15 protein-coding genes are annotated in these 14977 nt (G+C 58.9%); 5 read left to right on the plus strand and 10 right to left on the minus strand.

The window, feature by feature from the left end; all coding sequences use genetic code 11:
- The first annotated feature begins 2 nt into the window (after positions 1-2).
- From Q8O35_RS13115 to Q8O35_RS13130, 4 genes are all read left to right on the plus strand, one after another.
- On the plus strand, positions 3-446 hold the full coding sequence (locus Q8O35_RS13115) for a PPC domain-containing DNA-binding protein (RefSeq protein WP_305574054.1): 444 nt from the start codon (positions 3-5) through the stop codon (positions 444-446).
- A gap of 16 nt (positions 447-462) precedes the next feature.
- Positions 463-1683 (plus strand): L-2-hydroxyglutarate oxidase, encoded by a 1221-nt coding sequence (lhgO, locus tag Q8O35_RS13120; protein ID WP_305574056.1) that lies wholly within the window; start codon positions 463-465, stop codon positions 1681-1683.
- Between the two features lie 78 nt (positions 1684-1761).
- Entirely contained in the window at positions 1762-2892 is a 1131-nt protein-coding gene (locus Q8O35_RS13125) for a nitronate monooxygenase family protein (RefSeq protein ID WP_305574058.1), read from the plus strand.
- 30 nt (positions 2893-2922) lie between these two features.
- Complete coding sequence (locus tag Q8O35_RS13130) at positions 2923-3432, plus strand: peptidylprolyl isomerase (RefSeq protein WP_305574060.1); 510 nt, start codon at positions 2923-2925, stop codon at positions 3430-3432.
- Between the two features lie 160 nt (positions 3433-3592).
- Here the strand turns inward: Q8O35_RS13130 and Q8O35_RS13135 are convergent, their stop codons facing one another.
- Genes Q8O35_RS13135 through Q8O35_RS13160 form a run of 6 tightly spaced genes read right to left on the minus strand, consistent with a single transcriptional unit; the run spans position 3593 to position 8819 of the window.
- Positions 3593-4630, minus strand: coding sequence for a tyrosine recombinase XerC (locus Q8O35_RS13135; protein WP_305574062.1), 1038 nt, complete (start codon positions 4628-4630; stop codon positions 3593-3595).
- Positions 4605-5555 (minus strand): diguanylate cyclase domain-containing protein, encoded by a 951-nt coding sequence (locus tag Q8O35_RS13140; RefSeq protein ID WP_305574065.1) that lies wholly within the window; start codon positions 5553-5555, stop codon positions 4605-4607. The genes Q8O35_RS13135 and Q8O35_RS13140 overlap by 26 nt, the downstream gene beginning before the upstream one ends.
- A 12-nt stretch (positions 5556-5567) precedes the next feature.
- Entirely contained in the window at positions 5568-6443 is an 876-nt protein-coding gene (locus Q8O35_RS13145; protein ID WP_305574067.1) for an HDOD domain-containing protein, read from the minus strand.
- 3 nt (positions 6444-6446) lie between these two features.
- Entirely contained in the window at positions 6447-6794 is a 348-nt protein-coding gene (locus Q8O35_RS13150; protein WP_305574069.1) for a hypothetical protein, read from the minus strand.
- 33 nt (positions 6795-6827) lie between these two features.
- On the minus strand, positions 6828-8021 hold the full coding sequence (gene dprA / locus Q8O35_RS13155) for a DNA-processing protein DprA (RefSeq protein WP_305574071.1): 1194 nt from the start codon (positions 8019-8021) through the stop codon (positions 6828-6830).
- Positions 8022-8042: 21 nt separating this feature from the next.
- Positions 8043-8819, minus strand: a complete 777-nt coding sequence (locus Q8O35_RS13160) for a tetratricopeptide repeat protein (RefSeq protein WP_305574073.1) — start codon at positions 8817-8819, stop codon at positions 8043-8045.
- A 150-nt stretch (positions 8820-8969) separates the two neighbouring features.
- On the opposite strand from Q8O35_RS13160, the gene Q8O35_RS13165 reads away from it, so the two are divergent.
- The gene (locus Q8O35_RS13165) at positions 8970-9941 is read left to right on the plus strand and encodes a hypothetical protein (RefSeq protein ID WP_305574075.1); all 972 of its coding nucleotides are present in this window, start codon (positions 8970-8972) and stop codon (positions 9939-9941) included.
- 71 nt (positions 9942-10012) lie between these two features.
- On the opposite strand, the gene Q8O35_RS13170 is transcribed toward Q8O35_RS13165, so the two are convergent.
- From Q8O35_RS13170 to Q8O35_RS13185, 4 genes are all read right to left on the minus strand, one after another.
- Positions 10013-13063, minus strand: a complete 3051-nt coding sequence (locus tag Q8O35_RS13170; protein ID WP_305574077.1) for a chemotaxis protein CheA — start codon at positions 13061-13063, stop codon at positions 10013-10015.
- Positions 13064-13147: 84 nt separating this feature from the next.
- Positions 13148-13516 carry a response regulator gene (locus Q8O35_RS13175; RefSeq protein ID WP_305574079.1) on the minus strand — a complete coding sequence of 123 codons (369 nt, stop codon included), beginning with the start codon at positions 13514-13516 and terminating at the stop codon, positions 13148-13150.
- Complete coding sequence (locus Q8O35_RS13180; RefSeq protein WP_305574082.1) at positions 13509-14192, minus strand: chemotaxis protein CheW; 684 nt, start codon at positions 14190-14192, stop codon at positions 13509-13511. Before Q8O35_RS13180 ends, Q8O35_RS13175 begins: the two co-directional genes overlap by 8 nt.
- Positions 14179-14958 (minus strand): ParA family protein, encoded by a 780-nt coding sequence (locus tag Q8O35_RS13185; RefSeq protein WP_305574084.1) that lies wholly within the window; start codon positions 14956-14958, stop codon positions 14179-14181. The genes Q8O35_RS13180 and Q8O35_RS13185 overlap by 14 nt, the downstream gene beginning before the upstream one ends.
- Positions 14959-14977 lie beyond the last annotated feature (19 nt).

Here is a 14977-nt window from a genome sequence, read left to right on the forward strand (position 1 = left end):
AAATGAAGGTTGCGGAAGGCCGTATAGGCCGGGTTTTCGTGCTTCGACTTGAGGACGGCGACCGTCTTCCTGACTGCGTCGAGGCCTTCGCGGCCAGCCGAGGCGTGGCCCAAGGATTCTGCGCTTTTGTCGGCGGCGTGGGCTCCGGCCGCATAGTGGTCGGACCTGAAGACGCGTCCGCCATGCCACCGGTGCCAGTGCTTACAGAACTTCTTGGCGCGCACGAGGCCGCAGCCGTGGGCACCCTGTTCCCTAATGAATCTGGTCAACCCAAACTGCACATGCACGCCACCTTTGGCAGGGGCGACGAGGTCAAAACCGGCTGCATCCGGCCCGGCATCGACATCTGGACCATAGGCGAATTTGTCCTTATTGAACTCACCGGTCTGGACCTTGTACGCAAGCGCGATGCAGCCACGGGCTTTGAGCTGCTCGCCCCGAAATAACCATCAGGAAGCCATAATGACCACAGCAAGCATTCTCATCTGCGGCGCAGGCATCGTAGGCCTCACCGTCGCCCGCGACCTCGTCGCCGCAGGTTACGATGACATCCTTATCATTGACAAAGAACCGGAGGCCGGCATGCACGCTTCCGGCCGCAACAGCGGCGTGCTTCATGCGGGCATCTACTATGCCCCGGGCTCCCTGCGCGCCCAGTCCTGCCTCCAGGGCAACTTCCGCATGAAGCAGTATTGCGAAGAACGCAGCCTGCCCATGCTCAAAACCGGCAAGGTCATCGTGGCCCGCGACGAATCCGAACTGCCCACCTTGAACGAGCTCTACACCCGCGCAACCCAAAACGGCGCCAAGGTGGACCTCATCGATGACAAGCAGTTGGCCGAGATCGAGCCCAACGCCAAGAGCGCGGGGCAGGCCCTTTACTCCCACTACACTGCGGTGGTGGACCCAAAGGCCATCCTTAGAAGCATTCAGGCCGAGCTGCTCGCCACAGGCAAAGTGAAGATTCATTTCGGAGCGCGCTTCACCGGCCTGGGAAAGCAGGAAGGCAAGCGTCTGCTCGTGCAGACCACCGCCGGGCCAATCTCCTGCGCCTTCTTTCTCAATGCTGCCGGGGCTTACGGCGACGTAGTGGCCCACAGCTTTGGACTGGGACAGGACTACCAACTCATCCCCTTCAAGGGCATCTACAAGAAACTCAAGAAAGAGAAGGCTCACACCATCCGGGGCAGCATCTACCCGGTGCCGAACATCAAGAACCCATTCCTCGGGGTTCACTTCACACGCGGAGCGCACGGCGATGTCTACCTCGGCCCCACTGCCATCCCGGCTCTTGGCCGTGAAAATTACGGCATTTTGTCGGGCATCGATTCCGAGGCCTTCTCCATCCTGCTTCGCGATGCGGTGCTGTTCTTCCGCAACAAAAAATTCCGTGAGGTGGCCCTTGAGGAGCCCCGCAAGTACTCCTTCACTTACTTCTTCAATGATGCCAAAAGACTGGTCAAGGATCTCTCACCCGATGACATCGAGGCCACACCCAAGGCAGGAATCCGGCCCCAGCTCGTGGATATAAAGAAAAACGAGCTGGTCATGGACTTCGTCATAGAGGGTACTTATAATAGTGTGCATGTGCTGAACTCCATCTCTCCCGCCTTCACAAGCTCTCTTTTCTTCTCAGAGATGTTGTTCAAGAAGTATATTGCGCCGAAGCTCGCCAAGCTCTAGTAGTCGTCCCCTTGCGGACGTCTTGACAAGAGTGGTAAAACGCGAAACAAGGCGTCAACAAAAATGAGAGGTCTCTCGATGAAACTTCCAGAACTTCGCTTCGGCGATCAGATCGCCACGTTGCCCATCATCCAGGGTGGCATGGGCGTTGGCATTTCCCTCTCCGGCCTGGCTTCGGCTGTGGCCAATGAGGGCGGAGTTGGCGTAATTGCCGCCGCCATGATCGGGATGGACGAGTCCGATGTGGGCAAGAACCCTACCGAAGCCAATATGCGCGCCCTGCGCGATGAAATCCGCAAAGCCAAAGAGCGCATGACGCAAGGTCTGCTCGGCGTCAACATCATGGTGGCCCTCACCAACTTCACAGATCTTGTGCGCACCTCCATCCGCGAGGGAGCTGACGTCATTTTCTCTGGCGCCGGGCTTCCCCTTGATCTGCCCAAGTACCTGCGCGAGGAGTTCCCCGGCGAGCTGGCCGACAAGGCGCGCACCAAGCTGGTGCCCATAGTGTCCTCTGGCCGTGCTGCCGGCGTGCTGTGCAAAAAGTGGCTGTCACGCTACGACTACCTTCCTGACGGTTTCGTGGTGGAAGGCCCCAAGGCTGGCGGACACCTTGGCTTCAAGCCTGAGGAAATCGACGACCCGGAGTTCCAGCTTGAGAAAATCCTGCCCGAAGTTGTCGAGGCAGTGAAGCCCTTTGAACTTGAAAGCGGTCGGCGCATTCCGGTCATCGCCGCTGGCGGCATCTACACCGGAGCGGATATCGCAAAATATCTTGAAATGGGCGCTTCCGGCGTGCAGATGGGCACCCGCTTCGTAGCCACCCACGAGTGCGATGCGAATCAGGCGTTCAAAGAAGCATTCGTCAACGCCCGTCGCGAGGATGTCACCGTCATCAAGAGCCCGGTCGGCATGCCTGGCCGCGCAATCTTCAACGACTTCCTCCTGGCCGTGCGCGAGGGCCGCAAAAAGCCCTTCAAGTGCCCGTTCCACTGCATCAAGTCCTGCGACATCACCAACACGCCCTACTGCATCTCCCAGGCATTGGTAAGCGCCAAGAAGGGCATCATGAAGCACGGCTTCGCCTTCTGCGGAGAGAATGTCTGGCGCGTGGACAAGATCATGAGCGTAAAAGAGCTCGTTGGCGGACTTAAGCAGGAATTCGACGAATTCTGGGCGCAAAAAATGGCCCAATTCGCTAATAAATAGGCCGTCAAACCGGCGCAATCAGGAGAAAGAATGAGCAATCCCACTGTTCTGATCGAGACCCCCATGGGCGAGATGCTTGTGGAACTCTGGCCCGACAAAGCCCCGGAGACTGTCGCCAACTTCCTCGCCTACGTGGACGAGGAATTCTACGATGGGCTGATCTTCCACCGCGTCATCAAGAACTTCATGGTTCAGGGCGGCGGCATGGATATGATGATGCGCGAAAAGAAGAACAAGGCGCCCATCAAGAACGAGGCCCGGGCCGATACGCCCAATGAGGTATACACCCTGGCCATGGCGCGCACCATGGACCCCCACAGCGCCACCAGCCAGTTCTTCATCAACGTGAAGGACAACGCCTTTCTGAACTTCACCGCTCCCACCGCCCAGGGCTACGGCTATGCCGTGTTCGGCAAGGTCACCGAGGGCCAGGACGTGGCGATGAAACTCAGCAACGTCAAGACCAAGAACTATCTTGGCCACGGCGACGTGCCCTCCGACCCCATCACCATCATCAGCATCCGCCGCTTCGAAGCCTAGCGTCGCTGAAGACCAAAGAAACGCGGCGCGTCCCAACCTGGGGCGCGCCGTTTTTTTGTGCGCTCATGAAGTGTTCACTCTCCCGTGGGAGCTCCCGAGCCCCTGATGACCACGAAGGCGAAGGCAAGCGCCGTGATCAGCCAACAGCGGTCCATGCCCGCTACTTTGCCTTTGGGCTTCTGCGGTCCTTGCCGCCATCAGGCAGAATCTCGGCTTCGCCCTCGCCCTGTGCGGTTTTGCCTGTCTTTTCCGAGTAGGGGTGCGCCCGGTCATACACTTCCATGATGCGCCGCAAATCCAGGTGAGTATAGCGCTCAGTGGTGGATAGGCGCGAATGTCCGAGCAACTCCTGCACGCTGCGTAAATCCGCGCCAGCCTGAAGCAGGTGCGAGGCGAAGCTATGGCGCAGGGTGTGAGGATGTACACTCTGGCTGACACCGGCCAGCAAGGCAAGGCGAGAAATGATGCGCTGGGATTCGCGCCGAGAGAGGGGTCCCCCCCGCACGCCCAGGAACAGCGCTTGCTCAGCCTCAGCGTGCGGCAGGGCAAAACGCTCGTCAAGATATTCCTTCAAACGGTGCCGTGCAGCCTCGCTCAAAGGAGCCAGACGATCCTTGCCCCCCTTGCCGCGCACCCGAACAAAGCCGCGGTCCGCACGCACATCATCCACAGTAAGGGAAAGCGCTTCGCTGATGCGCAGGCCCGAGCCGTACAAAAGCTCGGCAAGCGCAAGGTCGCGGATGCCCTCAGGGCCAGGACGGGCAGGCGCATCCATGAGCGCCGTGGCCTGGTCCACATTAAGGGCTCGAGGCTGCCGGCTCTCCTGCTTGGGGTTGCGCAGGCCAGCCAAAGGACTCTGCGCCAGCATCCGGTGACGAATGAGGTAGCGGAAAAACGAACGCAAAGTCGACAACTTGCGCGCCATGCTTGATTTCTTCTGGCGCTGGCGGTGCAGTTCGGCCAAAAACCCTGTGGCGTCCTCACGGCTGATGGCTTCGAAGGCGCCAAGAGTCTTGCCCCGGCGATGAAGGAACGCCTCAACCTGATCCAAATCTGCGGCGTAGGCGCGAGCAGTGGCTGGGCTGTAGCCCTTTTCCACTGCCAGAAACCCCAAAAAACCCCGGCAGACCTCGGGCAATGAGCCGCCTGGCTCCGGCCCGGACCTTTGACTGTTACTCAGTGCGCCTGTCGAGGACATAACTGCTCTTGGGGTTTTCCTTGGCCTTTTTCTTCAGGCCCATGGCGATGGCCGATGCTTCGCCATAGTGCTTGAGACGCCCGCCGGTGTTGAAGACAACGGCAATGGAAACGGCCATGAGCGGGAAGGTGCGCACCTCGCCCTGGCGGTCGGTGGAGATGATGCAGCCCTTCTCGCGGTCTCCGCCGTCATAGAAGTGCGGCACAATGTCGTCAAAGGCGGCGACAACGCGCTTGCAGGCCTCCTCAGCGATATCGGCTGGAACAATGAACACGAAGTCATCTCCGCCAACGTGCCCCACAAAGCTGCGCACGCCCGGAAAACTGCGGATGGTGTTGACGATGACCCGCGCAGACATCATGAGAACCTCATCCCCGCGCGAGAAGCCATATTTATCATTGAAGGACTTGAAATGGTCCAGGTCGCAGTATGCCAGCGCAAAATCATCCTTGCGGTCAATGAGATCCTGAATGCGCTGGATAATGCTGGTGTTTCCCGGTAATTTCGTCAGAGGGTTGGCATCCATGGCGCGCGATGCGCGGCACAAGGTCAGGTGAACGCGCTCCCTGGCTTCCCGCGTGGAGAAGGGGCGCACCAGAAAGTCGTCTGCCTCGATTTCATTCCAATCCCAGTCGCGCTCCAAGTCGTGGTTATCCAGGCAAAGAATCACCGGCAACTGCCGGTACACGTTCTCGCTCTTCACTATGGTCGCAACTTCAGCGCTGGGAATGTCTTCCAGGCGGTTGTCCACCACCAGAATGTCTGGCGGCTCGTTGAAAATGATTTCCATGGCTCGCCGCCCCTGGGCGATGACGGTCCACTCTATCTCCTGTGGATTCCACAGACTTTTAAAAAGAGCAGCCAACTCGGTGTCCGGCGTAAGCAGGATGCCGCGCTGTTGTCGAGAGAAGAGTTTCAGATCCACATTGCGCCTCGGTTAGTTCCCTTTGCCTTTGCCCGGCGCTGCGTCTTCGGGGGCAAAGTTGACGCCCGAAACCTCGCCCAGGTTGTCGGAAAAGCCGTCCAGGATGCAGTCAAGGTCTGTGAGCTTGAGCCCCAGGATTTTCAGAGCCGACTCGGAGAGCGGAACAGCCTGGTCATCGCCCCCATTGCCGTACTCGAAAACACGCACGATGAAGTCGCCAACATGGGTTGCGGCTGCATGCTGCGGATAAAACTGGGCCCGCTCCGGGTTGTGGTGCGAACTCATGGCCTCTTTAATGGTGGGGGGCAGGTGCCAGTGCTGAGCCAGCCAGGCGTTGATGCGGTCATGCCCGAATCCCAGCACGGCCTTCTCGGCCTCGAACCAACGCAGATCCTGAGTCCGCACGGCTTCGCCCACGGCCTTGTGCAGTTCCGGCAGCTGCACTGCCGCAACCACCTTGCCCAGGTCATGCAACAGCCCGCACACGCTAAATTCTTCCGGATCCTTGAGCTTGGCTTGCCTGGCCACAAGGCCCGTGGCCAGGGCGCAACCCACGCTGTGCTCCCACAACCCTTCCATGGCCTTGCTCATGATGTCGAACACGCTTGTGGAAATGATGACGCCACGGATGACATTGAAGCCAAGAAGCACAAGGGAGTGCTGGATGGAGCTGATGCGGCCGGGAAAGCCGTACACCGGCGAATTGACCATCTTGAGCACCTTGGCCGAAAGCACTTGATCGCGCGAAATGACTTTAGCGATGGCTTCGATGGAGGTGTTCGGATTCTGAACAAGCCTTGATACTTCGTCCAGCACCTTTGGCAGGGTGGGCAGGTCGCGGATGGACAGAATCTGTCCCTTGGCGCTGGTTTTGAGATCCTCTTCCACAAGCTACCCCTTGCATTCCGCTGATGCGGACGCAGAACCTGAAGCAGCGTCTGCAGCGGCCTTGATTGTAAAGTATTCCCGAAGATAGCCCTTCACCTTTCCCTGAAAAGGCTCCCCCTCCAGGCGGCGGAACAATTGGTCCAGCCGGGTGACGCGCTCAGACGGGTTCTGACTGGCGGCCACTGCGTCGCCGACCACATGGATTTTGTCGATGCCCATACCGTCAAGCCGGGAGATGAGCGAGTCGGAGAGCTCCACGCCTGCGGCGATGATGGGCATGCCGTTGGATTTAGTGATGGGCTTGGCCAGTTTCATGCCCGGCTTGGCCAAGGAAAGGGGAATCTTTTGCATGTGGCGTCCTGTACGTTGGAGGGGGGAAATCAACTACGCGAGGCTATAGTACATGCCCGGCCACTGGCGGACAAGCCCATGCAGTTCCAGCACCAAAAGCCGCCTGCTGACAGCGGCACAGTCAGCGTCCAGGGTCTGAATAAGACTGTCGATGTGCAGCTTGCCATCGGCAGAAAGGGACGAGAGAAGCATGCGCTCGTCATCGGTGAGATTGGCTGGCAACTCACGTACGACCTGCTGCGGAGAAACCGTCGGCAGGGGGCGCACAGAGGTCGCGCGCAACGGCGTCTGCGGAACCTCCTGCACTGGCAGGGCCGAAGGTACGGCGGAGAGTTCCGCAGCGAACTGGTAGCGCAGGGTGCGAATGATGTCCTCAGCGTTTTCCACCAGCGCAGCGCCTTGCTTGATGAGCTTGTGACACCCGGCAAAAGTGGGTTGCCCCAGCGGACCCGGTAGTGCAAAAACCTCACGGCCATGCTCCGTGGCCAGGCGCGCGGTGATAAGGCTGCCACTGCGCGATGCAGCCTCGGCCACCAGAACGCCCAGTGACAAACCGCTTATGATACGGTTGCGAAAGGGAAAATTGCGTGCTTCTGGCCGTGTGCCAGGGCCAAATTCCGTCACCACCAAGCCTTGCGCCTCCAGGGCGCGACGCAAATCCTCATTCTCAGGCGGGTAGTGGATATCAAGCCCGGCCCCCAGCACGGCGATGGAGCTGCCTATGCCGGTCAGGGCCGACTGGTGCGCCTGCCGGTCAATGCCTGCCGCCAGGCCGGAAACAACCGTAACGCCGAAGCGAGAAAGATCAGCGCTGATGCGCTCCACACTCCGCAGCCCCAACAGCGTACACTCCCTTGCCCCGACCACCGCCACAGCCGGATTTTTGAGCAGGCTCATGTCGCCGCAAAAATAAAGCAGGATTGGAGGGTCCGGTATCTCGCGCAGACGTTTGGGGAAACGGGGATCAAACCAGGTGAGGACTCGCAGTTTTGCCGCGCGGGCAGCGCGATACTCAGCCTCAGCCGCGGGACGCCAGGGCTCCTGCATGAACACATCGACGCGATTTCGAGGCAAGACCTTGCGCCCCGCCCAGTTGCGGGCGTCGCTTACGGCTTCAAAGGCGCTTTCATAGGCGGAGAGTATGCTCTTCCAGGAACGTGGGCCAAGACCAGGCGTATGCCGCAGGGCCAGACAGGAGAAAAATTCCTTGGCCGCATCCAGGCTCATGGGCGTCCCTGCGGCGGGGGGCTAACCGCCCAGCTCCACAAGGAGCTTGCGCGCTGCCGGAGCGGGTTCGGACTTGGGGTGGCTCTTCAAAAGGGCGCGCAGATACAGGGTGGCGTTGTCCTTTTCACCCATCATCTGGTAGCACATGGCGATTTTGAGCAGGGCTGCTGCGGCTTTATGATGCTTGGGGAAGCGACGGGTCACGTCCTTGAAGGTAAGGATAGCCTGAGGGTAATTTTTGTCCAGGTAGTGGCTCTCGCCTATCCAGTAAATGGCGTTGGGAACCAGGCCGCTCTGAGGATCCGTCTCAAGGAACTGGTTCAAAATCGCGCGTCCTTCAACACCCTTTTCGGCGCGCACAAGGGTCATGCCCTGTTCGTAGAGACCTTTTCCAGCGTTGGCGGAGGCGCTCGGCTGCGGGACAAGAGCAGCGGTTGGCGCGGGACTATGCTGCGGCATGGAAGACTGAGTAGACGGGTCAGCGGGTGCAACCGGGGAGGCGTACGCGATAGGTGGGGCAGAGGCCAGGGCGGCGGAAGGCTTTACAACTCCAACGCCCAACTGCTCATGCATGCGAGCCAGGGAATCTTCCACAGCACGCACACGGTCCAACAGCTTGCGCTGTTGATCCCGAGCTTTCTCTTCCTGTTCCCGCTGTGATTCCTTAAAGTTAAGAAAGTTCTCCTCCAGGCTGCGCAAGCGCCATTCCTCACTCAAGCCGCGCTGGGCGTCCATCTTGCCCGCGCAACCAGCAAGGGCAAACGCGCACAACGCAATGATGATTCCGGGCTTTCGCATCAGAGACTCCCTGTTCGCATCTCATTAGGCTACTGCGAGTAATTTTGCAACAATACCCTAGCTGTGGATCAACGACAAGAACCTTGCCATCGTTACATAAATACGGCACACAAAAAGAGTATTCAAACCGCAAAGGCGAGGCTTCCCTCTATGCCCTTAGCCGAAATGCTGCTCATTGCCGGAGCATTAAGCGCCCCGGCTTTCTTCCTGATCTTCGCGCTGGCCTCTCTCGGGTCACCGTTGCTCGCCATGTTGTGCCTTGCGGTCAGCCAGCTTCGCAGCACGCAATACATCGAAGCCTATGCAAGACGGCTCCTGCGCATGGCGCTCACCGCAGCTCTGCCTGCATTGTTGGCATTTGCCGTGGCAACCGCCCTTGCAGCCCGAAAGGCCCCATGGATGGTGGACTGGGTCCACTCAGCACCACTTGGCCCTGGGCTTTTCGTCGTGTCCGCCCTGGCCTTCTTCGCGTCTCTACTGACCTTGCGCCAGTCTCGTCCAGCGGCTCGGCACGGGCGGCAAAGCTCCCCCCTGACCCAAGCCTTCATCCTGTCACTCCTCGCCATAATCATACTCTGTCTGAGCCTAGCCCTGACTATTGGCTTGATGGAGCAGGCTCAAGCAGTGCTTCAAGCCCCCACAGCGGGTGGTATCAGCGTTGCTCCCCTCATCCCCCCGGACGCTTCCGCCCTCCCCCCGTTTATCTGGGCAGCCCTCGCTGCCCTCGTGCCCCTGTGCATAGCCTGCGCAAGCGTCATGAGCCAAGAGTATATACTCATGCTTCGTGACCGCGACCCCTTTGGGCGCGAAGCCCTGGCCCAGATGCTGCGGATAGCGAGCCGCAGCACCCTACGCTCCACACTGCTTGCAATGGCCTTTTTGCCAATGATCTGGTTGCACCTGGCAAAAATATCGGCCCAGCCAGGTGTTCACAGCTCCGCACAGTTATTGCTCGTCGTCGCTGGCGCCTGCTCGATTGCTTTGTGCTTCTGCGCCGGAATGGTAACACGAAGCAGCAGGCCCTGGGCCAACTCGTTGGCAATCCATCTGGAATTTCTAGCCCTCTGGATGGGGCTTACGGCCCTGCTCAGCATCGTGCTGTTCAACTTCTACGCCGCATAACCCCGTCCCCCCCTTGCCCAAAAAAAAGGCGGCCCGCAGACCGCCTCGAATGATCAATTCACAACCAGTATCTAATCAAGCGTTCCCTGCTTGGTCGTCGCGGTAGCCAGACGATAGACCTCATGGGGATCGAGGATCAGCACCACACTGCCGTCGCCCATGATGGTTGCCCCGGAAATGCCGCGAATCTCGAAGGTGTTGAGGTACTGCCCCAGCGGCTTGATGACTATCTCCTGGCGTTCCAGCAGACGGTCCACGACAATGCCCAGCCTGCGGTCATTGTCGTGAATGATGACAACGGGCAGAATCTCGCGCTCAACCGGGTTCGGCGGAAGGTCAAGGAGCTCGGAGAGTTCAATGATTCCAAGAACTTCTCCGCGCAAAGTGAGGGCCTTGCGATGGTTCACCTCGCTTAAGCGCTCCACCTCGATCTTTGTGGTTTCGCTTACAGCATCGAGAGGGATTGCATAGACGTCCTTGCCAACCTGAACCATGAGAGCGTCGATGATGGCCAGGGTCAACGGCAAAGTCAGGGTGAAACGCGTGCCGCGCCCCACCTCGGAATTGATTTGAATATTGCCCTTGAGATTCTTGATGTTCGTTTTGACTACGTCCATGCCGACGCCGCGTCCAGACACATCGGTGATCTTTTCAGCAGAGGAAAAGCCCGGAGCAAAGATCAGATCAATGGCCTGACGGTCATCCAGAAGCTTGGCTTCCTCAGCCGTGACCAGCCCCTTCTTTACGCCGACCTGACGCATCTTTTCCGGGTCGATGCCGCGGCCATCGTCCTCAACCTCAATGGCGACGGAATTTCCCTTATGATACGCGCGCAGCCAAACGTTGCCCTTGGGGTTCTTGCCTGATGCAACGCGCTCATCCTCAGGTTCAAGCCCGTGGTCCAATGAATTGCGGATAAGGTGGACCAGCGGATCGCCAATTTCCTCGCCCACGCTCTTGTCCAGTTCGGTCTCCTCACCCTCGGTGATGAGCTCCACCTGCTTGCCGCTCTTGCGCGAAAGGTCGCGCACCAGGCGTGGGAAGCGCGAGAAAACAGTGTGAACGGGGACCATGCGCACCTTCATGATGGTGTCCTGCAGGTCATCGGAGATGCGAGCCATGGCGTAGGTGGTCTCAGTCAACTGCTGGGCCACATCGGGCACATTGTCCTGCCCCTCGGCCAGGGCGCGGGCAATCATGGAGTAGCGATTGCGGTTGATGATCAGCTCGCCGATGAGATTCATCAGATGGTCGAGCTTTTCATGGTCGACTCGTATGGTGGTTGCACCCTTCTGCGGAGGAGCCTGGCCGGCCTCAAAAGCCGCCTGCGCCGCCGTCGGCGGAGCTGGCGTAACAACAGCAGGCTTGGGCGCTGGGGCGGGCTTCGGAGCCTCGGCCTTAGGTGCCGGCTTTGGGTCTGGAACTGGCTTTGCGGCCTCGACCTTGGGCGCTTCGGGCTGGGGCTTTGCTTCTACCCTGGGCGCAGGTTCCGGCTTCGGAGCAGAAGCCGCCATCGGCTTGGTCGATGGCGTAGGCTCTGGCGCTGGGGCAGGCTGCTGCTCTGTTGCTGGCGCGGAAGCCGCTCCGGTTGGCGATTCACCCTTGATGCGGGCCAATGCAGCAAGGACCATGTCCTTCAGGATGGAAATCTCCTGGGACAAAATGTCGAGCATGAGCTCAAAGCCAACGCCAGACTTTCGGGCCTGATCAACGAGACCTGCGGTGCGTTCGGCATAGCCCTTCACATCGGCAAGGCCCATGTAGCCGCAGGAGTTCTGCAACGTGGTCAGACTGCGGAACAGCCCATCGATGAGATCGCGCTGATCAGGATCCTTGCGCAGCATCTCAATGGCCATATCAAGACTCTTGTGCTGATGCAGGGCGGTATCTTCAAAGATCGACACATCCTCGGGATCGAAGTCGGAGGATGGAGGTGCTGAGGCGACAGGAGCAGCCGGAGCCGCGATTTCGGACTCAGGAGCGGAAGCGGTCTCCGGATCGGCCTCCCAAGAAACATCCTCGGTAACGAGCACTTCAGACTCGGACTGCCCCAAAGACGCAACCGGAGAAGCCAAACCCTCGAATTCTGGAGCCAGCACAGGGAGATACTGCGGTGGCACGGAGAGTTCACCAGCCTCGGTGGTGGCCTGCAGCACGGCGGCCATCATGATGATGTCCTTGGGCGTCGCCTTGCCGCTTTCAAGGTCGATGCGGCTGAGGAGCTCTTCGATAAGATCTACAACCGCCAAGAGCAGATCAATGGTGCCCCGGCTGGTGTGCATCTCGCCCTTGCGCACGCGGTTCAGCAGAGTCTCCGCCTCATGGGTCAGGGCGTTGAGCTCACGATAGCCGATGATGCCGCTATTGCCTTTAATGTTGTGGAAATAGCGGAAGATATCATTAACGAGTTCGCTGCTGCCGTCAGGATTCTTCTCCAACTCCAGCAGGCCCTGATTGAGGTTTCCCACCAAATCGCGGGCTTCCTCGAGAAAGTCATTCAAGTGGCCTTCACCCACGGTTGTCAAAACGTATGGCGTGGCGTCAAAATCTGGGCTGGGTTCGTAGACAACGTTCTGCCAGCGGATGGTTAGCGGCCCGGCGAGAGGAACAGACGCCTCATCCACAAGGTCGGCGTAAGTCTCGGCCACGGGCTCAGGCCCCAGTTCAACAAGAGGCTCCGGCTCAATGGAAGGAGCATCAGAAGCATCAGCGGGTGACGTGGCGTATTCGCCAGCCAAAGCGTTCTCGATACGCGCGATAATACCAGAAGTATCGACGTCGCCTTCTTGCCCCGTTGTCTCCAGGTTCTCCACCATAGTGCGCAGGGCATCGGTGGCGGCCAGAATGATGTCCATGATGCCGGAATTAACGCCCATGGCCCCCTGGCGCAACTCGTCCAGAATATTCTCGGCCTTATGGGCCAACCCGTTGATTTTGTGCAGCCCAAGAAAGCCAGACGCTCCTTTGAGGGAGTGCATGGGCCGGAAGATCTCGTTCAAAAGCCCAAGATTGTCCGGGCTTTTCTCCAACTGGAGCAGATTGGGCTCGATGGTCTCCAGATGCTCCTTGGCTTCCACAAAGAAGTCAGTGAGGATTTCTGGATCAAGGTAATCCTGGCTCATTCAGTTACCTGCCTGCTCTCGTGTTTCCGCCGCCCGACAACCATCATGCGGGGTGGATAAAACCAGATCCCGCGCACTGCGGAATCACCCCAAAAGCATTTTGACGTTTCGTACCATCTTTTCGGGCTGTGCGGGCTTGACCATGTAAAGGTTCGCACCCAGGGTCAGCCCGGTTTCAATGTCCTTGTCCTGGCCTTCGGTGGAAAGGACGATGATCGGTATATCCCGATAGGCCTCTTGCTCGCGGACGTTCTTGATGAAGGTGAACCCATCCATGCGCGGCATGTTCACGTCGCTCACGATGAGATCCACCTGTTCCGCAGCGTAGAGCTTTTCCAGGCCGTCGAGCCCATCCTCAGCTGTGGTGACCTTGAAGCCTTCCTTCTTCATGATGAAGGCGACAAGATTCCTTACAGTCTTAGAATCGTCCACAATCAGAATATGTTTAGGCATGCGTCCTTCCCCCTTGCAGCACTACCTGGACTAGGTTGTCGATGGACAGGATACTGATGAGCTTTTCGCCAGACTTATAGAGCCCCATGAGCAGGTGTGCGCTGACGCCGATGTTACCTTCTACGTTCCACTCGAGATCGTCCCCGCCGGCCTTGTACATCGTGGAAACTGCGCCGATCATGAGCCCGATCTGAAGGCCCCGATGGCGGCAAACGACGATGAAGCGGTCATCCTGCTCACCTGGAATGCCGAGCAGCGTGCGCAAACTCACCAGCGGCGTCACCCGTCCGCGCAGGTTGATGATCCCAGCAATGCAGGCGGGAGCCGTGGGCAGCTTCGTCGGTTTGACGTAGCGAATGACCTCCTGGATTACCGTAATGGGCAGCGCATATTCACGCTCCAGAAGCGAAAAGCTCACCAATCGGATTTCCAACTGGCTGCGCATCTTCTCGTCGGAGTGCTCTTCAGCAGAGCCGCCAGATTCGGTGCCGACGATGCCGGACACCACGTCCTCGCTGCGGGGATCAAGCCGTGCGGCCTGGGCCAGAACCTTCTCGCGCTCGGCGCCAAGGTACTTGTCCAGGAAGGCCTGCTCCGCGCTTGTGAGGGCACGGCCCGCGTCGTCTACGTCCGGCAGGCGGACATCATCGACGAAATATTGCTCAGGCGTTTTCATGTGCGTCTATCTCTTTTGCCAGTTGCATGTATTCCACAGCTCCACGAGCCCTCGGGTCCACCTCAAAAATAACCTTGCCACCTGCGCTCGATTCCCGAAATTTGGTGTCAAAATGAATCACGGTCTCAAAAACCCGTTCGCCCAGCTTGTCGCGCATAAGGCGCAAAATGCGCCGACATGCCGCAGTGCGCTGATCATACATGGTGGCAAGGGCCATGTAGCGCACGCTTCGGGGCAGCACCCGATTGAGAAGCCGGATGGTGTCAAATAACAATCGTATCCCGTACAAGGCCAGAAAATCCGTCTGTATGGGGATGAGCACCATGTCAGAGGCCACGATGGCGTTGACCAACAAAATCCCCACATGCGGCGGGCAGTCCACAAGCACGTAGTCGTAGTCCTCGCGCCTGTCTGCCAAAACGTCCGTGAGGATGAGCCCTTTATTCCGCCGCTCCTTGAGGTCCACCTCCAACTCTGAGAGCCGAATGTGGCCAGGAACAAAATCAAACCCGCTGGAAAGCCCTGTTTTCAGGATCCTCGTAAAGAGCGCGCCGTCCGCAGTCTCTGCTTGGAAAAGATCGTACGCTGTGGCCTCAAGGGTCTCCGGAAAAAAAGATAGGTGTACCGAGGCGTTGGCATGGGGGTCAAGGTCGATGACCAGCACCCGCTTGTTCAACCGAGCCAGGGCGGCCGCCAGATTCAGCGCTGTGGTGGTCTTGCCCACCCCGCCCTTCTGGTTCGCAATGGCGATGACCCTCGTACTCAAAAAATCACCCGAACCGTTG

This window comes from Humidesulfovibrio sp. (assembly GCF_030689645.1).
Lineage (GTDB): Bacteria > Desulfobacterota > Desulfovibrionia > Desulfovibrionales > Desulfovibrionaceae > Humidesulfovibrio.